This window comes from Ruminococcus sp. 5_1_39BFAA, from assembly GCF_964240875.1.
GTDB lineage: Bacteria > Bacillota > Clostridia > Lachnospirales > Lachnospiraceae > Blautia_A.
Map to the genome: position 1 here is coordinate 43,663 of NZ_CAXSVO010000007.1, position 21,840 is coordinate 65,502.

The window sequence follows — 21,840 nt, forward strand, 5'->3', positions numbered from 1 at the left end:
GTGAAAATATTGCAGGTGGGACTGGGAAATAACCCGGGAGGCATGGAAGCCTTTGTGATGAATTATTACCGGGAGCTTTCCAGACAGGGGATTTCCTTTGATTTCCTCTGTATGTATGAAAAAATCGCATATGAGGAGGAGATAAAAAGCCTTGGCGGCAGGGTTTTTTATGTCCCTAATGTAAAAAAAGATTATATTGGATATGTGAAGCAGGTGCGGCAGCTTTTAAACCGCGAAAAATATGACGTGGTGCATGTGAATATGCTTTCTGCAGCTAACATTGTACCTCTGCGTCTGGCGCATGAAGCAGGGGTAAAAAAAGTATTTGCCCATTCCCATAATGCTTCGGCTCCCGGGCTGGTGCGAAAAGTGATGGATCGGTGGAACCGTGGGAAGATCGCAACCTATGCCACCTTAAAGCTTGCCTGCGGCGAGGCGGCGGGACGGTGGTTGTTTGGGAATGCTTCCTTTGAAAAGGGAGAGGTTACGCTGGTTTCCAATGCCATTGATGTGGATAAGTATGTTTTTTCCTCTGAAAAGAGGGACAAGATCAGGCAGGAGCTTGGATTGGAAGGCAAGTTTGTGATCGGTCATGTGGGGCGTTTCGACCTTCAGAAAAACCATGAGGGCCTGATCCATATTTTCGGAGAGGTTGTAAAGCAGGACTCCCAGGCGGTCTTATGTCTGGTGGGAGACGGGGGGCTGAGAGAGTCGACAGAGGAGAAAATCCGCGCATCAGGTCTTGCGGCAAATGTAGTGTTTGCAGGGATAAGACAGGATACGGAAGCGCTGTTCTCTGCTTTTGATGTGTTCGTACTGCCGTCCTTATTTGAAGGGTTACCCTTTACCATGCTGGAAGCCCAGGCAAACGGCCTGTCCTGTGTGGTATCCGATACCATTACCCGGGAAGCGGCGGTATTGGAGGATCATGTGGAGTCACTGTCACTTGACGTGCCTTACAGCCTGTGGGCAGAGACGATACTAAAGCATAAAAATGAAAAGAGAAAAGATGAGGGCGTGATCAGAGAGAAGCTGGCTGACGCCCATTTTGACATAAAGAAAGAGGCAGGGCGGCTTTTAGCTCTGTATGAGGAATAAGATGCACAATAAGATTGATTTTGTCCTTACCTGGGTGGACGGCTCGGACGAAGCATGGCTTCAGCAGCGGAGACAGTATCAGCCGGGAAAAGGGGCAGACGGTGGAGAAAGCCGTTACCGTGACTGGGAAAACCTACAGTTCTGGTTCCGTGGGGTGGAGAAATTTGCTCCATGGGTCAACAGGATTTATTTTGTAACCTGGGGCCATTTGCCAAAATGGCTGAATACTGCCCATCCCAAGCTTACCGTTGTGCGGCATGAGGAGTTTTTAAAGAGAGAATATCTGCCCACCTTTAACATTAATTCCATTGAGCTGAATCTTCACAGGATCCAGGGACTTTCAGAGCAGTTTGTATTCTTTAATGATGACACCTTTTTGATCAATGACGTAAAAGAGGAGGATTTTTTTAAAAACGGTCTTCCCAGGGACTGCTGTATTGAGACAGCACTGGTCCAGGACGACATTGACAATCCTTTTGCCCATATTCTCATGAATGATGCCGCTCTTGTAAACATGCACTATAAAAAGCGTGAGGTTATCCGGAAAAACCGGAAGAAATGGTTTCACCCTGCCTACGGCAAGATGGTGCTCCGAAATGTCCTGATGCTTCCTTATCGTGATTTTTCCAGCTTTAAATATACCCATATGCCAAGTGCTTTTTTGAAAAGCACCTTTGAGCAGGTGTGGAGACAGGAAGAGGAGCTGTTGGATGAGCTGTGCCATAACCGTTTCCGCACGGTGTTTGATGTAAACCAGTATGTGATGAAATACTGGCAGTATATGGAGGGAAAATACGAGCCTCAGTCACCTAATGTGGGGAAATTCTGCATCATTGGACGTGATGATGCGGCAATGTTTGAGGCGCTTCGCAGGCAGTCACCCCAGATGCTTTGCATCAACGATGATTCTTCTATTGACAATTTCGGGGAGATGAAGCAAAAGGTTATAGATGCCTTTGAGAAGATTCTTCCTGAGAAATCGGAGTTTGAGCTATGAACATACAGTCCATAAAGAAAAAACTGAAGGAAGAGGGTCTTTTTCACGGGGGAATGTACTATTTCTGCCATTTTTTCTCAAAGGTTTCCTTGCCCCTGGTGGGAAAATGGACGGTAAATCACCGCAGTGTATGTGAAACTCGAATCGTGTTCAAAAACCGGGAAATGCAGGATTTTACCGACAATGCAAGAGCTTTGTTTGAATATCTGGTGGAAAAGGGGTATAATGAAAAGTATCAGATTATCTACATGGTTTCTGAGAAGAAGAAATTTAAATACCGGAAATATAAAAACGTAAAATTTGTGACAGCGGAGAACCGTTATGGATGGAACAGCCCTCGTGCCTATTATTACGGGGCAACAGCTAAGTATTTCTTTTATACAAATAATTCCGCAGATCTGAACCGCTATCACTGTCCGGGTCAGGTTACGGTAAACCTGTGGCACGGCTGCGGTTACAAGGGCGCTACCCGTGCGAATAAAAATATCCCACACAGTGATTCCATGTCTTATTTTGACTATGCAGTGGTGCCGGGTCCTGTTTTTGCAGAAACAAAATCAGAATACTGGCAGTGTCCAAAGGATAAAATCCTGCCGCTGGGATATCCGCGGTATGACTGGATGCTGGATAAGGATAATAATAAGACAGAACTTCTGGACAAGCTGTTTGGCTGGAAGGATGAGGAGACAAAGGCAGTGATCTGGATGCCTACTTTCCGCAAAAGCAGCCTGACAGGATATGGGGAAAACGACATCGAGCTTCCCTATGAGCTTCCGGCTGTGGAAGGTCCTGGCGATATGAAAAAGCTGGATGACCTTTGCCGGGACAAGAATATTTTGCTGATGATCAAAAAGCATCCCCTGCAGATCGGATGGTCTGGCAGTCAGGAGGGCTTTACCAATATCCGCTATGTGACGGAGGAGCTTCTTGAGAGCAAGGATGTGCTTCTTTACCGCCTGGTAGGCGTGTGCGACGGACTGCTTTCGGATTATTCTTCCATTGCGGTGGATTATATTTTGCTGGACAGACCCATTGGGTTTGTGCTGACAGATTTTGAAATGTATAAGAATGCCAGAGGGTTTGTATTTGAAGACCCGTTAAAATATATGCCGGGAGAAAAAATATATGATTTTTCCCAGCTAAAAGCCTTTCTTGCCCATGTGGGAGATGGTGAGGATTTATTTGCAGAAGAAAGACATCAGGTTTTGCCGGAAATGCACAGCTGTACGGATAACTACAGGAAGCGTCTGGCAGAGCAGCTCGGTCTGTGAAAGGAGCGGATAAAATGGGAAAACTGATTGGTTATACCCAGGGAACCTATGATATGTTTCATATTGGTCACCTGAATCTTATAAAAAATGCAAAAAGGCGGTGCGATTACCTGATTGTCGGCGTGAATACGGACGAGCTGGTGGAGAGCTACAAGCACAAACGTCCCATCGTGCCGCTGGAGGAGCGCGCGGAAATCGTGCGTGCCATCAAATACGTGGATGAGGTGATCATCACGAACACTCTGGACAAAAGAGAGATATGGGACAGGCTTCGCTTTGATGAAATTTACATCGGAGATGACTGGAAGGGGAACGAGCGCTGGGAACAGACAGGAAAAGAGATGGCAGCACTTGGATCAAAGCTTGTGTACCTGCCCTATACAAAGGATACCTCTTCTACTATGCTGAGAGAAAAGCTGAATCATTATTGAGGAAAAAGAGAATATGAAAAGAGCGAAAAGAATCATAGCGAAATTGAAAAAAATGTGGTCCGAGGATGGCATATCAGCCGTGTATCTTATGATGTGCGCTTATGTGACCTATGCCCTTTATGACAGATGGAAGATCAAAAGACTGCGGAAATTCCCTCCAAGGCTTGTGAACAACCGCATTCTTTTTGAGACTAACGATGATTTTACGGATAACAGCAGGGCGCTTTTTGATTATCTGGTGGAAAAGGGCTACAATGAAAAATATGAGCTTGTATGGCTTGTCCACGAACCGGAAAAGTACACCGCCTATGCTGCAAAGAATGTAAAATTTGTCCGGAATTTCAAAAAAGGGACGACCATCCGAAGGGCTCAGGCTTACCATTATGCCCTGACATCCCGCTACATCTTTTATACCCAGGCTTTTAACTGGATCGGAATGGCGAGAAAGAATCAGGTGTTTGTAAACCTGTGGCACGGCTGCGGCTATAAGGCAAACAAGAACAACCGAAAGGTTTTCTTCGATTATTGCCTTGTTCCGGGAGATGTGTTCATTGAGACGAAAAAGGAATTTTTCGGCTGCAGCTCCAAGAAGCTTCTGCCCTTGGGGTATCCTCGTTACGATATGATGCTTCGCGGCAGCGATACTGCCAGGGCTTATAAGGAACGGCTGTTAAAAGCAGCAGACAGCGAGAAACTGATCTTATGGATGCCCACCTACAGACACGCAACCAGCGAACGCCTTAACGAAGAGACGCTGAATAATGAGTTTAACATCCCGATCCTGGAAAATAAGGAGAAGCTTCTGGCATTTAACAATTTCTGCCGTGACAATCATATGCTGGTTGTGATCAAGAAGCATTATCTGCAGATTCCTTACGATTTCGGGGAGAATGTACTGACCAATATTGTTTATCTGGAAAATAAGGATCTGGACGAAAACGGCCTTCAGCTCTATGAGTTTATCAACTGTGCGGATGCCCTTGTTTCCGATTATTCTTCCGTGGCGATCGATTACCTGCTGCTGGACAGACCTCTTTGCTTTACGCTGGATGATTATGAGGCATACACAGAGTCAAGAGGATGGGTATTTGATGATCCGCTGGAATATATGCCGGGCGAACATGTATACAATATGGAGCAGTTTGAACAGTTTGTGCTGAATGTGAAAAACGGTAAGGATGAGTATTGCAAACAGCGCAGGGCAGTAAGAGAAAAGACTCACAATGTATGTGATAATTACTGTCAGAGAGTGCTGGATTACTTCCATATTACAAAATAAATCTCACTCCGGAAAAAAGGATACCACGACTATGAAAATATGTATTTGGGTAACAAAAATCTTTGATCTGGGAGGAACCAAGCGAGTGGTGACCCTCCTTGCAAACGAGCTGGTGAAGGAGCATGATGTTACTATCATGACTTATGAGGACCGCTTCCGGGAAGACAGGAACATGTATCACTTAAGCGAGGATATTAAGGTGGATTTTATTGACAATGACATGTTTGTAAACCGCCACCACACACCCGCTTTATGTTTCCGTTTTCTCGTTAAGAAATTAAATGAGAGATACGGTATTTTTAATAAAAAGTGTTTCAATTCCCTGTTGGCAGAGGCAATTTTTCCGAAAAAAACAAGGGAAAAATGGGTTGCCTACCTAAATGAACAGGATTACGATATCATTATCACAACGGCAGCCCTGAGCCTTCGTCTGGGAATGCTGGCGCCGGAGCTATCAGCAAAGACTATAGGCTGGCAGCACAACTGCTATGACGGATATATCCATGTACCGAAGGTGGTTTTCTGGAAGCAGGAATGCCTCCTTCAGGAATACCTTCCTAAGCTTGGAAGATATATTGTGCTCAGTGACTACGACAAGCGGGATTATAAAGAAAAGCTTGGCATTGATACAGAGGTGAAGATCAATCCGCGAAGCTTTGTCAGCGAAAAGAAATGTGATGTCAGCTCAAAGCGTTTTCTGATGGCTACCAGATTCGTATACGCAAAAGGTCTGGATCTTATGCTGGATTCCTTTGAGGAATTTTGTAAAGAGGACGATGAGTGGGAGCTTGATATAATCGGCGCAGGCGATTTGTTTGACAGTATTGTGGCAGATGCAAAGAAGCGCGGTCTGGATAAGAGAGTTCATTTTATCGGCTACACCAATGAGCCGGAGAAGTATTATCTGGGTTCCTCAGTTTTTCTTCTTCCTTCACGCTGGGAGGGCTGGCCAATGGTTATCATGGAAGCGTTTGAGTTTGGACTTCCGGTCATTGCTTACCATATGGGAGCCATGGATCTGATCATTGATGATGAAAAGACAGGTTTTCTTCCGGAGGCGTTTGACACCCACAAATTTACCCAGGCGATGTTAAAACTGGCTCACGATGATGAACTGAGAAAGCAGATGTCTGCTAATGCCATAGAAAAATCAGGGGATTTTGCTATCGAACATGCGGTAAAGGATTGGAACGGTTTATTCAGCCGTCTGACACAGAAATAAGCAGGCTGGCTGATAAAAGGAGAAGCCCATGAAGATTAGTTTAAAAAGTATCAAAAACCTGTTTGGGAAAGGAAAAAAGGAAACAGCGGAGCCTGTAAAAAGCAGTGAGGAAAAGCTTGCGGCTGCCTTAAAAACAGCTCAGGAGGAGCGCCGTTTTAACCTAAACGAGGATCTGCGGGCGCAGTATGCAGATTTTTGGGAGAACAGCGCCATAAAAGAAAATTGTATATTATATGAGGCATTTGGGGGCAGAGGCATGACCTGCAGCCCTCATGCCATTTTTAAGTATTTACTGACCCAGGCGGATTTTAAAGAGTTTCTTCACGTCTGGGTCATTGACGATTTTGACGACAACCGGGAGCAGATCGTTCTTTACAGGGATTATGAGAACGTAAAGTTTATTCAATATCAATCCCTGGAATACAGAGAATATCTGGCCACAGCCAAATATCTGGTAAATAATGTAAGCTTTCCGGGATATTTTACAAAGCGAAGGGATCAGGTGTATGTAGATACCTGGCATGGAATTCCGTTAAAGACCCTTGGATTTGACATCCCTGCAGGCAACATAAGCGCAGGAAATTCGGCAAAAAATCTGCTGGCAGCAGACTATCTTATCTCTCCCAACAGCTTCATGACGGAGATTTATAAAAGGGCATTTAAGATGGAAGGGCTTTATGAGGGAACCATTCTGGAGGAAGGACAGCCCAGAAATGACAGCTATTTCCACACGAACCGAGAGGATATTGTGAAGAAGCTGGAAGCCTTTGGAGTCTCAGTTGCACCGGATAAAAAGATCATTCTGTATGCGCCAACCTGGAAGGGCAGCAAGTATTCCAGCCCGGATACCAGCTTGGAAGCATATTATAAGATCATCCATACGATTGAAGAAAATGTGGATACCAGTCAGTATCAGGTATTTGTAAAGCCTCATCAGATCGTGTATTACCACATTAAAAACACCCAGGGGATTACCGGACAGTTTATTCCTGCGACAGTGGACACAAATGAGCTTTTATCTGTGACAGACATCCTGATTTCTGATTATTCCAGTATTTACTTTGATTATCTGGTATCCGGAAAGCCAATTCTGTTCTTTATCCCGGATCTGGATGAATATCTGGGATACAGGGGGCTTTATTTTGGCATTGACAAGCTGCCGGGGCCTATTGCAAAAAGCTATGAGGAGCTGGCAGAGCTTGTAAAGGACCCGCAGAAGGCTATGGAGCCTCACTGGAATAAATACAGGGAGGAAGCAAGCTGGGCATGTCCGAAGGATGACGGGGATGTATGCGCCCGTGTGGTTGATGCGGTTTTCCGGGGAAAGGAGTCCACTGCTGAGGTGAGATGCAGGGATACACATAAAAAGAAGGTGCTTTTATATGCCGGAGATTTTCTGGACGAGGACATTACTTACTCTGTTATGGCGCTGGCAGGATACCTGGATTATGAAAAATTTGATGTCACCCTCCTTGCAGGAGGCGAGGGAGATGAAAAGTCTGAGCGGAAATTGAAAAGCCTGCCCGGCCAGCTTCGTGTGCTTTACCGTGGGCAGCCCTTTAATGCCATGCCGCAGGAAAAAGCATATCATATGATGGCAGTGGATGGTGATCCGGAGGTACAGGAGCCGGTAAAACTTTATAAAAGGGAGATCCGCAGGCTTTTTGGTGAAGCAGAGTTTGACTATGCCGTAGATCTGACCGGAAAATCTTTGCTGTTTTCCAGGATTTTTTCACATATGGAAAAGACCAGGGTATGCAGCTTTGATAAGCTTTTGGTGGATACATGGCGGATACGGGAGCAGCTTTCCGCCCAGCCGGTGATCGTTTCGGAGAAAGATAGCTATTACATTGCAGAGATAGATGGAACCAATCCTACGGTCTGGAATCTGGAAACCATTGCGCCTCCGGATCCGGAAGAAACAGGCTTTGTGTGCATGGGAGGCTCAGAATGCGAAGCAGTGATGAACGGATTTGTCCATGTGCTGCAGAAGAACAGCCGCGCACGGTTGTATATCATGGAAGAAAAAAATCAGAAAAAGCGTCTGGAAAAGATGATCGTAGAAAAGCATCTGGAAGGGGCTGTACTCCTTCTGGGAAAACAGGAGAGACCTTTTGCGTTCATGCAGATGTGCGGCAATTTTGTCTGCGCACCGGGACAGAAGGAGACAAGCCTTTCTGTAATGGAAGCAAAGGCACTTGGTATGAAGCTTCTTCGTGAGGACTGTGTGACAGAAATAGAATACGCTTTTGAACCGGAGGAGTATAACAGAAAGCTCTGCCTGGAATTTGAGAGCCTGTTTGATGTGAGAGGATGAGGGAGCCAAGATGAGTGAGATAGAAAAGCTTCTGAGAGAAAATATAGAGGAATATGAAGCTGCCAGCCGTCAGGCCATGAAATATGTGGCTGAAAATAAAAAGGATCTGGAGCCGAAATATGAGTACGCTGGATATCTGGATAAACCGGTGAAGGAAAATCAGATTTTCTTTTTATGGGAAAATAAGGGCGCAGAATGGAGTTTGCCGAAAAAAATCCTGGACTATGTGCAGCATACCTACGGAAGGGAATATACCTGTATCTGCATGGCAAAGAGCGGTGTGAAGCTCCCCGGAAGTATGGGTGTGAAACAGGATACTCCTCAGTATTGGGAGGCGCTGGCCTGTTCCAAATATATCATCAGCAGTATGTCTCTGCCTCTGGCTTTTGTGAAACGAAAGGAGCAGATTTATTTTAATACCATGTCCGGCGCATATGAGGCGGAAAGCCTTGATACCACCGAAGGAATTTCGGTGCTGGCCCGTGAAATGCTGAAGACAGATTTTTCCTATGCAGTTTCCCCGGAAGAAGCAGAGAAGCTATGGACAGAAAAAACAGGAATTGGAAAGGTCTATGACGGAGTCATCCTGGTAAGCAAAGAGCCGGAGGAGGATGCAGGCGAAATAGGAGAGATCATCCTGGGAAAAAAGGCAGAGGGAATAACAGGAAAAGTGGAACGTCTTACCTTTAGAGAGCCGGGAAAGAAAAAGCTTCTGGTGCTTACAAGCTGGAAGGCAGAGCGCGAACAAAAGCTTGTTATCCGCAGATTTCTGAGGGAAATCGACAGAAGCCGGTATGATGTGGCGGTGATGAGCGCCTGGGTAAATGAACCGGGGGCCTTCAGGGATTTTGCTGTCTCTGTTCCCGGGAACATGGCAAAGGTGATGTACCGGGGCCGTATGGTCATGAATGAGGAGGATTACCGGAATTACAGGATCATCGAAAAGAATCCGGATGTGTACGTGAAGTATGGAGAAGTGCGGCGGTATGTAAACAGCTTGGTGGAACGGGAGTGGGGCCGTGCGCTGGGAACGGGCTTTTGGGATGTATGCTTGCTTCTTGGCAGTATGGGCTATCTTCAATATTATATGGCTGCAGGTCTGGGGGCAAAGACAAAGGTTCTTGTGGATCTTGATTTCCTGGCCTATATCCGGGAAAAGCATCCATCCAAATGGCGTGTGGGAGTAACGGTATTTGACCGTATTTATGCTCCGTCAGGCAGCGTGAGCCTGGCTGATTATGGAATGGAAAACCGGATACGGGCTATGCGGCTTCCTGTATTCGTATCAGAAAAGCCATCGGATGTGCCGGAGACCGTGCAGTTTAACGGAAATCCCTATCTGATCTGTGACAAATGGCAGAATGAGGATGGGAAAACGGGTATGAAGCTTGTGCAGCTTCCCTCAGAGGGCGGCTTCCTCGTAAATGGCGATATGCTTCCGGATGAGAAACGGAAGGAGGCGTTAAAAGCCCTTGGCAAAGAACATAGCATTTATGTGCTTGGAATGAACGCTGCCGGTTATACCTCCTTTTTGCCGGATGCAGTGGTGTTGGATGAGTTTGTTCGTCAGGGCTTGTATCTTCTCCCCTCTGCATGGACATTCTACGGAAGATTATCCGGCTATTTGGGGGATTCCAGACTGGACCATGATGTACTGAGTGATATTTGCAAGGCTTATGGGGTAAATGTCTGTGAGACAGTGGAAGTATAAAATAACAGCCGGAGATGAGGGGAAATCTCTGGGAGAGATATTAAAGGCGGCGGGTTTTTCCAAAAAGGAGATCAGCCGCCAGAAATTTATTGCAGATGGAATTACGTTGGACGGAGTGAAGTGCAGGATCAGTGAGCATGTCCGTTCCGGTCAGACAATAGCTCTGCATTTCAGGGAAGAGAAGGGGATGGCGCAGGCAAAGAGCAGTTTCGTACCATCGGTTCTTTATGAGGATGATTGCCTTCTCATTGTGGACAAGCCCTCCGGGTTGTCCTGTCATCCCGGGCGGGGACATTATCATGACAATCTGGGTACCTTTGTTCTGGCATGGTGCAGGGAGAGGGGAGAGGAATTTCCGATCCGTCAGATCGGCCGCCTTGACAAGGACACGTCGGGAATCGTGGTGTTTGTAAAGGACCAGATGACGGCGTCCAGGCTGTGGAAGCAGCGGAGCAGGGGCGAGCTTGCAAAGACCTACTATGCCGCTGTTCACGGAAGGCTGCCGCAGCAGGAAGGGATCATTGATAAGCGCATGTGCAAGGTACCGGGAGAAAAGAATAAAATGCAGGTCTGCACGGCGGGCATGGAGGCCGTGACTTGCTACCGTGTCCTGAAGGAGACTGTGTTTGAGGGAGGGCTGATTTCAATAGTGGAGTTCTCTCTGAAAACAGGCAGGACGCATCAGATCCGAGTGCATATGGCAAGCCTGGGAAATCCGGTTCTGGGAGACAGCATTTACGGAGTCCGGGATAAGGCATCAAGACTTTGCCTTCATGCGGGAAAAGTAAGGCTGACACACCCCTTTACGGGGGAACACGTTGCGGTTGAAGCAAGCGCAGATTTTATGGAACTTGGGTAAGGACTTATGAGAGGAAGGATGAGAGGCTATGGAACAGCAGAGGGTTATTTTTCATATTGATGTAAATTCGGCTTTTTTGTCCTGGGAGTCCGTGTACCGGATAAAGGTTTTGGGGGAGGAGCTTGACCTTCGGACTATTCCGGCTGCTATCGGAGGAGATGAAAAACAGAGACGGGGAATTATTCTTGCGAAATCCATTCCTGCCAAAAAATTTGGCGTGCGCACAGGAGAAAGCATTATGGAGGCAAGAAGGAAATGTCCTCAGCTATACCTGGTTCCCTCTAACTATGAACTGTATAAGAAAAATTCCAGGGCATTTATGGCAATACTCCAGGAATATTCTCCGGATGTGGAGCAGTATTCCATTGACGAAGCATTCATCGATATGACAGGAATGCAGGCGCTTTTCGGAGAGCCTGTAAAAGCGGCGTATACCATTAAGGACCGCATTCGGGATGAGCTTGGATTTACGGTGAACGTGGGGATTTCCCGGAATAAATATCTGGCAAAAATGGCTTCTGATTTTGAGAAGCCGGATAAGGTACATACTCTTTTTCCGGAGGAAATCCAGGAGAAAATGTGGCCTCTTCCTGTGGGGGACCTGCTTTTTGTGGGCAAATCCACTGTGAAAAAGCTGGAAACCATGGGAATCCATACCATTGGCGAGCTGGCAAAAACGGACCGGGAAATTCTGAAAAAGACTTTGAAAAAGCAGGGGGAAAGTATCTGGAATTTTGCCAATGGGATTGATTTTTCACTTGTTCAGACAGAGCCGGAGATGAATAAGGGATATGGTAACAGCACCACTATAAGCTTTGACGTGACGGATGCGGAGGCGGCGCGGACCGTGCTTCTGGCACTTTCAGAATCCGTTGGCGCGCGGCTTCGGAAGGATCAGGTGAAGATTCAGGTAGTAAGCGTGACCATTAAGGATAACCAGTTGAAAAAGATGTCTCACCAGAAGATCTTGCCGTCAGCTACAGATATTACCAATGAGATTTACCAGGCAGCCTGCGAACTGTTCGAGGAGCTGTGGGACGGAAGACCCATACGGCTTCTCGGGGTACAGACAAGCCATACAAAGGAAGAGGAAGCGAGACAGCTTTCACTTTTTGACGATGGAAGCTATGAGAAATGGGAGCAGATGGACCAGGCGGTAGATGCCATACGGAAGAAATATGGACGGGATGCGGTAAAACGCGCTTCTTTTTTGAAAAAGGATTCTATTAACAAAGGATTCAGCATCCGGCATCGGGGAGATTAAACAGGAGCAGCCATGAGGCTGCTCCCATTCTGTGAACGCTTATGCTCTTTTCATTTTTCCGATGATCCAATTCAGAAGCTGATTATAATGCAAAAGCTTTTTCAACTGCTCTATGGCAATGGAGACAACCAGAGAGTCCGCAAGCAGCACCAGCACGATGAGAACCGGATACTGGAAGGAGTAGGTGAAATCATAAAACCATTTTACACGGATAAAGTTATGCACAAGGAAGATATTAGCAGAGTAAATTCCCAGGAATTTCAAAACCTCTTTCAGTATCGGAATACGGAAGAGAAATTCACAGCAGAAGCAGACTATGATCAGCGGGATAATGGCATCCCAGAAACAGTATAATTCTGACTTCAGCGGTCCCTCCCTTAAGACCATTAGAACAAACAGGGAAAAGCCTTCGAGGCAGAATTTCAAAATACTGTTTCCAATCTCTGACTGGATGAGCCTGCAATGAACCCAGCGTGTAATGGTATTTCCATAGGCGCACACCACTCCTATGGCGACACACATAAAATAGTGACGGATATTTTTATCGCGGAATTCCACTACAAAATTCAGTACTGTGACCAGCGCCATAAAGGGCACCGTGCCGATGCGTTTCAGCAGCAGATAAAAAAGCGGAACGATCAGAATAATAAAAATGGCAAGACCATAGTACCAGAAGGTGGCAATAAGGGTTGGCGTTTCAAAAAAATTGGCAAGGCCAAGCATATCCAAAAGGAAATATTCCGCATTATCCGGGAATTTGGTCCCATAGCATTCCGAAAGTCTGCCGGGAGTCAGAAAAATGCTGGCAGCTTCAATGAGAAGAAATGCAAAGATAAAGGTTCCCAGCAGCTTTACAAGGCGTGAGCTGATAAGATTGCCAATAGATTTGCTGAGTGTACGGGCATCCGTATCCGTATTCATGGACATCATTTTTTTCGTCAGACCATAGGCGCTTATGAAAGCAAAGAGGCTGACGCAGATTTTACAGAACAGCGCAAGATAATTCAGATAATATTCCGGAAAAAACAGCTTTAAGGTCTGGCCTTCATAACGGTCCGGTCTTAGAAAGCAATGATGAAAAACCAGGAGAATGATGGCAACGCCTTTCAGACAGTTGGAATAGTCAATGCCGAAGATGTCAGTGTCATTTTCTCTCTGGGAGGTACGAAGCGAATCATACATTTTTATACTCCTTATTGATCTTTCTGGTTAAGTTTTTACATAGACACACTATGTTATTTTAATAGGTGAAATTATAGCATAGATGTAGACCATCCTTTAGAATCTATAGAAGTCAGCACCATATTCTTTAGAAGAGAACCCCGTCTTCCATCGTAGTACTAGGAAAGTTCCGTCGTTTTCATTTTTCTACTTTGTTCATTTGTTCCCCTGACCCTCGATTTTTCCTATATTTACAGCAAATTTTCAATGCCCTTTTGGGGCTTTTTTTATTGAAAAAATTTTTAAGATATGTTATAATAATAGCACTTTATAGCACTTTATTCGGAGGTCGGTTATGGCATACTATTTAAGAAAAGAAAAGAAGAAAAAAGGGATATATTTACAAATGTACGAATCCCACTGGGATAAAGAAAAGAAACAGCCGCGTTCAAAAAGTGTCATGGCTTTTGGCTATGTAGATGAACTCATTTCTGATGAAATGCCGGATCCTGTCGCTTATTATAAAGAGTTTGTGAAACAGAAAAACGAGGAACGTGCTGCGGCTTTCGCCGAAGAAACCCGTCCGCGCGCTTTTGCTGCCCCCGTGGAATTCAACCTCGGACATTTTCTCCTCCATACACTTTTAGAAGAACTGAATGTCAAGGAAGTCATAGACATCCTGGCAGCTCAAATGCACTTTCAGTTCAGTGTATACGATATGATCGCCCAGCTTATTTTTGCCAGGATTATTTATCCCTGTTCGAAATCCAAGACCGTTTCCACTGTTTTCCCCCATCTTTACAACAGCTCCCCGATCTCAGAGGATCAGGTCTACGATGGATTGTCCTTTATCGGTGAATCCTATAAAAAATATATCGAACTCTTTAACCATTGTTATGAGCAGCACTATCAGAGGGATTTCAGCAATGTATTTTTTGACTGTACGAATTATTATTTTGAGATTGACCTGCCCTGTGAAGATAAGCAGAAAGGACCTTCCAAAGAGAACCGGCATGATCCTATCATCGGTCAGGCGCTTCTCCTGGATGCAGATCTGGTTCCGCTGGCCATGCAGATGTATCCCGGAAATGAATCCGAGAAACCTTATATCCGAAAGATCATTGAGGAAATGAAGAGCCGCTATAAAGTCTCCGGAAAGACAGTGCAGGTCGCAGATAAAGGGCTCAACTGTGCCAGAAATATCTATGCTGCCGTGAAAGAAGCGGACGATGGATATATTTTCTCTAAATCCATACATGGCAGAAATTTAAGTGGGAAAGAAAAGAAATGGGTCGTATTAGAAAATGATGAAAATGTATGGGAGAATCACACGGATAAAGACGGGAAGCTCTTATACCGTCTCAAGTCCTGTGTAGATACCTTTTCCTATCAATTTAAAGAAACCGATCCCAAAACAGGGGAAGAAACCGTGACTGTTTTTTCAGTAAAGGAAAAACGGATAGTTTCTTACAATCCGGCCCTGGCTAAAAAGCAAAAAGCCGAGATCATGAAAATGGCAGACAAAGCTTCCAACTATACGACTTATAAGAAAATGACCCGGGAGGAATTAGGGGATTCTGCGAAATACATCAAAATAACCAACAAGGACAGGAACGGAAAGAAAATCCAACCTGTTATAGAGATTGACCAGGAAAAGCTGGATGAGGATCTGAAGTATGCGGGGTACAATCTTATGGTTACATCAGAGCTGGATATGGAGCCGCTTCAGGTCTATCAAACATATCATAACTTGTGGAAGATCGAGGAATCCTTCCGGATCACGAAATCTTATCTGGATGCGCGCCCGGTTTATATGCAAAAAAAAGAAACAATCTATGGGCATTTTTTAATCTGCTACCTTAGCTTGTTTCTTTTAAGAGTATTAGAGATCAAAGTTTTTAAAAACGAGATCAATTCCTACGACCTGATTCACTTTATACGCGACTTCCGGGTCGCAAGAGGCGCAGATGGCTCCTATATCAATATATCCAGAAACCAGGCAGTCAACGAAAAAATCAAAGAGTTGACCGGAATAACCAATCTGGATGCTTTGTATCTTTCCAAAAAGGAAATCGAAAATTTCTTCCAAAACTGTATGTTGCTTGACTCCTGAGTACTAGGTTTTGAGAGAAACGACGTAAGTCAGGTAGCATAGATGTAGACCATCCTTTAGAATCTATAGAAGTCAGCACCATATTCTTTAGAAGAGAACCTTATAGTTCAATCCCTGCAAGTGGTCAATTTCCGCTCAATTTCCGTGAAGATAAAAAACGTAAAGTAGGTATTGACGAAAAAGGGAAAAAAGTGTAGAATAACTTCAGCTCATTAAATTTATAAAAATTTAAAGTGAGAAATTCTGCGAAGGGAATCAGTAGAGACAGAAACCTGACCTACAGAGAGCTGCGAATGGTGGAAAGCAGCGGTTGGCCTGTTTTGAATATCATCCCTGAGAAGGGAAGCCGAACACAAGGAAGTGCCAGTAGGTTTCCACGGTCGTTCCCCGTTACAGGAACCGCGTATGCCGGTACGTTGTTGGATCGTACTTGTTTCAAGGTAGAAACAGGGTGGTTGCGGATAGTTGTCCGTCCCTAGTTTGGGGACGGATTTTTTTCGTTTAATCCAAAATCCGGCGAGTAACAAGAGGAGGAAAGAGCATGAAAAATTACAAAAAAATCATGAACGCAGTGGCGGCAGTAGAAAAATTCATACTGATCATTTCTACCCTGCTGATTCTGGTCCTGACAGTGGGAAATGTATTTTCACGTAAAGTCATCCATCGTTCCTGGTCCTTTACAGAGGAACTGGTGGTAGCTGTGTTCGTACTGATCACACTGATGGCGGCAGCTTTGGCGTGCCGGAACGGTGAGCTTGTGAACCTGACCCTGATCACGGACCGTCTGCCGGAAAAGCTGAAAAAGCCATCCGTCATCCTGATCACCGTTTTAAGCATTATTTTTACAGCAGTCCTGTTCAAGTACGGTATGGACAAGGTTATCACACAGTTAGAAAATGGCAAAAGAACCTTTGTCCTGAACTGGCCGGAGTGGATTTTCTGGTCCTTTGTACCGATTGGGGCAGCCTGCATGATTCTTCACTTTATTGAATATTGTGTGGATTTCTGCACAGGCAATATGAAAAAGGAGGATAAATAAATGATAAGTGCAATCCTGTTTATTTCATTTTTTGTTTTCCTGATCCTTGGAGTTCCCATCGCGATCTGCCTGGGACTGTCCTCTATCTGTGCGATCCTTTATTCAGGAACATCTTTAACAATTGTTGCGACAAATATGTATTCAGGAATCAGCAAATTCCTGCTCCTGGCAATTCCATTCTTCGTACTGTCAGGAAATATTATGGCAAAGGCTGGTATCTCCAAACGTCTCATCAAGTTTGTAGATACCTGTGTAGGACATAAAAAGGGCGGTATCGCTATTGTGTGCGTTATCGTAGCCTGCTTCTTCGGAGCGATTTCCGGCTCCGGACCTGCAACAGTTGCAGCTCTTGGAGCGGTATTGATCCCGGCCATGGTGGAGGAGGGAGGATTTTCAGCACCTTTCTCTACGGCATTGATGGCAACTTCAAGCTCCATCGCCATCGTCATACCGCCAAGTATTGCCTTCGTTGTATACGCTTCCATCACAGGCGTTTCCATTGCAGATATGTTTACCGCAGGTATTGTACCCGGTATTTTAATGGGGGTTGCTCTGGTAATCGTGGTTATGCTGGAAGCAAAAAAGCACAATATCAAGCCGACCCACCAGAGAGCCACCGGAAAAGAGAGATGGACAGCCTTTAAGGATGCCTTCTGGGGCTTCCTGATGCCAGTCATCATCCTTGGCGGTATTTACGGAGGTGTCTTCACTCCTACCGAGGCGGCAGCCGTATCTGTTGTTTACGGACTGTTTGTAGGTATGGTGATCTACCGCGAGGTAAAGTTAAAAGATCTGGCCGATATTTTTGTGGAATCTGCAAAGACCACAGGAGGTATTATGCTCATTGTGGCATGTGCATCCCTGTTCTCTTACGTCTGCACAAAATTCGGTATTGCGGAAGCTGCTTCCGCACTTCTTGCAAGCATTGCACATAACCAGTTTACGTTCCTGCTGATCGTAAACATTATATTCCTGATTGCAGGCTGCTTTATTGACGCAAACTCTGCAATGTACATTTTTATCTCGATCATGCTTCCGGTGTGCAAAGCCCTTGGCTATGACCTGGTGGCATTTGGTGTGATGGCAACCGTAAACCTTGCCATCGGACAGGTAACACCGCCTGTTGGTGTAAACCTTTTCGTTGCAATTGGAATCAAGATCAAAAAGGGAATGGAGGTTACTCTGCAGCAGATTTCCAAAGCAGTGGTGCCGATGCTGGTAGCGAGTGTAGCGGTTCTGGCTGTTGTAACTTATGTTCCGGCAGTTTCTGTAGCGCTTCCAAAAGCGCTGGCAAAGAACGGATCTTATTCCGGTAATCCGGGAACTGGTGCGGCTGAGGTGGCTTCCAATGACGAGACAGCCGACAGCGGCAACGGGGACAATTCCTTTGACACCATCGGCGACTACAGCGACCTTGACTGGCCGGAGATGGAATGGAACTTTGCCTGCTCCACAACCGAAACCTCTACCTGGGCAGACGGCGGTCGTAAGTTTGGCGAGCTGATGGAGAAGGCTACCGGAGGCAAGGTAAAGGTTAATGTTTACGCTGCCGACCAGCTTACAAACGGAAACCAGTCTGAAGGCATCCAGGCGCTGATGAATGGCGATCCGGTACAGATCTCCATGCACTCTAACCTGATCTACTCCGCATTTGACCCGAGATTTAACGTGGTATCCCTGCCGTTTATCTACGATTCCGTAGAAGATGCGGATGCTAAATTCGACGGTGCAGCCGGAGAAAAAATGAAAGAGATTTTAAATGAATACGGTCTCCACTGCATGGGTATTGCAGAAAACGGCTTCCGTGAGCTGACCAACAGCGTGCGTGAAGTAAAATCCGTGGAGGATATGAAGAACCTGAAAATCCGTGTAGCAGGCTCCAATCTGCTGATGGAATGCTATAAGAGATGGGGCGCAGACGCTACCAACATGAACTGGTCTGAGACTTACACCGCACTGCAGCAGAATACGGTAGAGGGCCAGGAGAATCCGCTTCCGGCTATCGATGCGGCAAGCGTGCAGGAGGTTCAGCCTTACTGCTCCATGTGGGATGTAATTTATGACTGCCTGTTCTTCTGTATCAACCAGGAAATCTATGACGGACTGACACCTGAGCAGCAGGCTGTTGTAGATGAGGCGGGCCAGAAAGCTGTTGAATACGAGCGTTATATTAACCGTTCCGGCGATGAGGAGATCACCAGCCGTTGGGAGGACAAAAATGGCGTGACCTTTACTGCTAAGGAGGATATGGATATTGACTCCTTCAGAGAAGCAGTAGAAGGCATTGACCAGTGGTATATTGAGCAGTTAAAATCTGAGGGATATGATGACGCCGAGGAGTTAGTGGAAAGCTTTACCTCTGACGCGGATGTTCCTGTTTTTGATGTGGCGGATCACAGTGACCTTGACTGGCCGGAAATGGAGTGGAATTTCACCTGTTCCACCACAGAAACCAGCACCTGGGCAGAAGGCGGCCGCAAGTTCGGCGAGCTGATGGAAAAGGCCACAGGAGGAAAAGTCAAAGTCAATGTTTACGCTGCTGACCAGCTTACAAACGGAAACCAGTCCGAAGGAATCCAGGCGCTGATGAACGGCGACCCGGTACAGGTTTCCTTACATTCTAATCTGATCTACTCTGCGTTTGACCCGAGATTTAATGTGGTATCCCTGCCATTTATCTACGATTCTGTGGAGGACGCAGATGCAAAATTCGACGGTGCAGCCGGAGAAAAGATGAAAGAGATCTTAAGTGAATACGGGCTTCACTGCATGGGAATCGCAGAAAACGGCTTCCGCCAGCTTACAAACGGCGTGCGCGAGGTCAAATCCGTGGAGGACATGAAAAACCTGAAGATCCGTGTGGCAGGCTCCAATCTGTTGATGGAATGCTACAAGAGATGGGGAGCAGACGCCACCAACATGAACTGGTCTGAGACCTACACTGCATTGCAGCAGAATACAGTAGAAGGCCAGGAGAATCCGCTTCCGGCAATTGATGCGGCAAGCGTGCAGGAGGTACAGCAGTATTGCTCCATGTGGGATGCAATTTATGACTGTCTGTTTTTCTGCATTAACCAGGAGGTTTATGACAGCCTGACACCTGAGCAGCAGGCAGTTGTGGACGAATGCGGACAGCTTGCAACGGAATACGAGAGATACATCAACCGTTCCGGCAACGAGGAGATCATGAGCCGTTGGGAAGAGAAAAACGGTGTGACCTTTACAGCAAAGGAGGATATGGAGCTTGATTCCTTCAAGGAAGCTGTAGAAGGTGTGGAAGACTGGTTCGTAGAGGAACTGAAAGCACAGGGCTACGATGATGCACAGGAGCTTGTAGACAGCTTTACTTCCGAGACTGAGACGGCTGCCGAAGAAAAGACTTATGACGTGGCAGATCACAGCGACCTTGACTGGCCGGAGACGGAATGGAACTTCACCTGTTCCACAACAGAAACCTCTACCTGGGCAGAAGCAGGCCGTAAGTTCGGTGAACTGATGGAAAAAGCCACCGGAGGAAATATCAAAGTCAATGTTTACGCAGCAGACCAGCTTACAAACGGAAACCAGTCCGAAGGAATCCAGGCGCTGATGAACGGCGACCCGGTACAGGTTTCCTTACATTCCAATCTGATCTACTCTGCGTTTGACCCAAGATTTAATGTGGTATCTTTGCCGTTTATCTACGATTCCGTGGAGGACGCAGATGCAAAATTCGACGGTGCAGCCGGAGAAAAGATGAAAGAGATCTTAAGTGAATACGGGCTTCACTGCATGGGAATCGCAGAAAACGGTTTCCGCCAGCTTACAAACGGCGTGCGCGAGGTCAAATCCGTGGAGGACATGAAAAACCTGAAGATCCGTATGGCAGGCTCCAATCTGTTGATGGAATGCTACAAGAGATGGGGCGCAGACGCCACCAACATGAACTGGTCTGAGACCTACACTGCATTGCAGCAGAATACAGTAGAAGGCCAGGAGAATCCGCTTCCGGCAATTGATGCGGCAAGCGTGCAGGAGGTACAGCAGTATTGCTCCATGTGGGATGCAATTTATGACTGTCTGTTTTTCTGCATCAACCAGGAGGTTTATGACAGCCTGACACCTGAGCAGCAGGCAGTTGTGGACGAATGCGGACAGATCGCTACAGAATATGAGCGAGACATTAACCGTTCCGGCGATGAGGAGATCATGAGCCGCTGGGAAGAGAAAAACGGTGTGACCTTTACAGCAAAGGAAGATCTGGATATTGATTCCTTCAAGGAAGCTGTAGAAGGCGTGGAAGACTGGTTCGTAGAGGAACTGAAAGACCAGGGCTATGATGACGCCCAGGAACTTGTGGATACCTTTAAAGAATAAAAGTTAAAAGAGAAAGGGGACTGACGTATGGATGCGCCAGTCCCCTTTGCATTACAGGATTCCCATGATCCGCAGTGCACACCAGACAAGAAGAAGCGCCATGACTGCATTCATAACCTTATAATGGTCTGCGTAGAAGCGGTTCAGAATATTTCCGGCAAACGCCCAGATGAGATTTCCCAAAGCCCCCAGGATCATAAGATACACAGCGAAAAAGAAGAGAACAGGAATGGCTGACTCATATGGAAGTATGTAGGAAGAAAACATAGTCAGTCCGTAGATGATAATCTTCACATTTACAAGCTGAAGAAAGATTCCCATCACATACGAGGGCTCTTTTTCCTGTACGCTGGCAGAGGGTGGCTGACGTTTGGCTGTCTGCCAGGCAAGATAAAGAATATAGGCAGCGCCGATATATTTCATGACAGGCTGGATACCGGGGATGAGATTTCCCAGGGTGCTGCAGAAAATTCCGCTTAAGCACATAAGAGTCAGGGAGCCGGTCCAGATACCAAGCATAAAACGGAAATTCTTTTTTACACCGTATTGGCTGGCAGTTGATAAAAGCAGAATGTTATTAGGTCCCGGGGACCATACAGTAATGATGGCAGAAAGAGTCATATCGATAAAAACGGATATAGGCATGGAAAGATTCTCCTTTTATATTTCTGCCGTCTATTATAATATTTTTCAGTGGGTTTTAAAAGTATTTTTCTGATAGA

15 protein-coding genes and 1 other annotated feature are annotated in these 21,840 nt (G+C 46.1%); of the genes, 13 read left to right on the forward strand and 2 right to left on the reverse strand.

Annotated features, from left to right (window positions below):
* The 10 genes from ACESZH_RS09875 to ACESZH_RS09920 are packed head-to-tail and all read left to right on the forward strand — an operon-like array spanning window position 1 to window position 12,449.
* A complete protein-coding gene (locus tag ACESZH_RS09875) occupies window positions 1-1,098 on the forward strand; it encodes a glycosyltransferase family 1 protein (RefSeq protein WP_373215296.1) in 1,098 nt (365 codons plus the stop codon).
* A 1-nt stretch (window position 1,099) separates the two neighbouring features.
* Window positions 1,100-2,095, forward strand: coding sequence for a Stealth CR1 domain-containing protein (locus ACESZH_RS09880; RefSeq protein ID WP_373215294.1), 996 nt, complete (start codon window positions 1,100-1,102; stop codon window positions 2,093-2,095).
* Window positions 2,092-3,366, forward strand: a complete 1,275-nt coding sequence (locus ACESZH_RS09885; protein WP_373215293.1) for a CDP-glycerol glycerophosphotransferase family protein — start codon at window positions 2,092-2,094, stop codon at window positions 3,364-3,366. The genes ACESZH_RS09880 and ACESZH_RS09885 overlap by 4 nt, the downstream gene beginning before the upstream one ends.
* 14 nt (window positions 3,367-3,380) lie before the next feature.
* The gene (locus ACESZH_RS09890) at window positions 3,381-3,797 is read left to right on the forward strand and encodes an adenylyltransferase/cytidyltransferase family protein (RefSeq protein WP_373215291.1); all 417 of its coding nucleotides are present in this window, start codon (window positions 3,381-3,383) and stop codon (window positions 3,795-3,797) included.
* Between the two features lie 13 nt (window positions 3,798-3,810).
* A complete protein-coding gene (locus tag ACESZH_RS09895; RefSeq protein WP_373215289.1) occupies window positions 3,811-5,076 on the forward strand; it encodes a CDP-glycerol glycerophosphotransferase family protein in 1,266 nt (421 codons plus the stop codon).
* Between the two features lie 31 nt (window positions 5,077-5,107).
* Window positions 5,108-6,298, forward strand: a complete 1,191-nt coding sequence (locus ACESZH_RS09900; RefSeq protein WP_373215287.1) for a glycosyltransferase — start codon at window positions 5,108-5,110, stop codon at window positions 6,296-6,298.
* Window positions 6,299-6,326: 28 nt separating this feature from the next.
* Window positions 6,327-8,615 (forward strand): CDP-glycerol glycerophosphotransferase family protein, encoded by a 2,289-nt coding sequence (locus ACESZH_RS09905; RefSeq protein ID WP_373215285.1) that lies wholly within the window; start codon window positions 6,327-6,329, stop codon window positions 8,613-8,615.
* A 10-nt stretch (window positions 8,616-8,625) separates the two neighbouring features.
* Window positions 8,626-10,326: a CDP-glycerol glycerophosphotransferase family protein gene (locus tag ACESZH_RS09910; protein WP_373219894.1), complete on the forward strand. Its 1,701-nt coding sequence runs from the start codon at window positions 8,626-8,628 to the stop codon at window positions 10,324-10,326.
* The gene (locus tag ACESZH_RS09915; protein WP_373215280.1) at window positions 10,307-11,185 is read left to right on the forward strand and encodes an RluA family pseudouridine synthase; all 879 of its coding nucleotides are present in this window, start codon (window positions 10,307-10,309) and stop codon (window positions 11,183-11,185) included. The genes ACESZH_RS09910 and ACESZH_RS09915 overlap by 20 nt, the downstream gene beginning before the upstream one ends.
* Window positions 11,186-11,213: 28 nt before the next feature.
* On the forward strand, window positions 11,214-12,449 hold the full coding sequence (locus tag ACESZH_RS09920) for a DNA polymerase IV (protein WP_373215278.1): 1,236 nt from the start codon (window positions 11,214-11,216) through the stop codon (window positions 12,447-12,449).
* A gap of 39 nt (window positions 12,450-12,488) precedes the next feature.
* Here the strand turns inward: ACESZH_RS09920 and ACESZH_RS09925 are convergent, their stop codons facing one another.
* Window positions 12,489-13,631: an acyltransferase family protein gene (locus ACESZH_RS09925; protein ID WP_373215276.1), complete on the reverse strand. Its 1,143-nt coding sequence runs from the start codon at window positions 13,629-13,631 to the stop codon at window positions 12,489-12,491.
* Between the two features lie 334 nt (window positions 13,632-13,965).
* On the opposite strand from ACESZH_RS09925, the gene ACESZH_RS09930 reads away from it, so the two are divergent.
* The 3 genes from ACESZH_RS09930 (at window position 13,966) to ACESZH_RS09940 (ending at window position 21,118) form a co-directional block, all read left to right on the forward strand.
* Entirely contained in the window at window positions 13,966-15,723 is a 1,758-nt protein-coding gene (locus tag ACESZH_RS09930; protein ID WP_373215274.1) for an IS1634 family transposase, read from the forward strand.
* A gap of 236 nt (window positions 15,724-15,959) precedes the next feature.
* Window positions 15,960-16,203 (forward strand) — a binding site (T-box leader).
* A gap of 61 nt (window positions 16,204-16,264) precedes the next feature.
* Window positions 16,265-16,762, forward strand: coding sequence for a TRAP transporter small permease (locus tag ACESZH_RS09935; RefSeq protein ID WP_373215272.1), 498 nt, complete (start codon window positions 16,265-16,267; stop codon window positions 16,760-16,762).
* Window positions 16,763-21,118 carry a DctP family TRAP transporter solute-binding subunit gene (locus tag ACESZH_RS09940; protein WP_373219896.1) on the forward strand — a complete coding sequence of 1,452 codons (4,356 nt, stop codon included), beginning with the start codon at window positions 16,763-16,765 and terminating at the stop codon, window positions 21,116-21,118.
* A gap of 51 nt (window positions 21,119-21,169) precedes the next feature.
* On the opposite strand, the gene ACESZH_RS09945 is transcribed toward ACESZH_RS09940, so the two are convergent.
* On the reverse strand, window positions 21,170-21,763 hold the full coding sequence (locus ACESZH_RS09945) for a LysE family transporter (protein ID WP_373215268.1): 594 nt from the start codon (window positions 21,761-21,763) through the stop codon (window positions 21,170-21,172).
* Window positions 21,764-21,840: the final 77 nt, after the last annotated feature.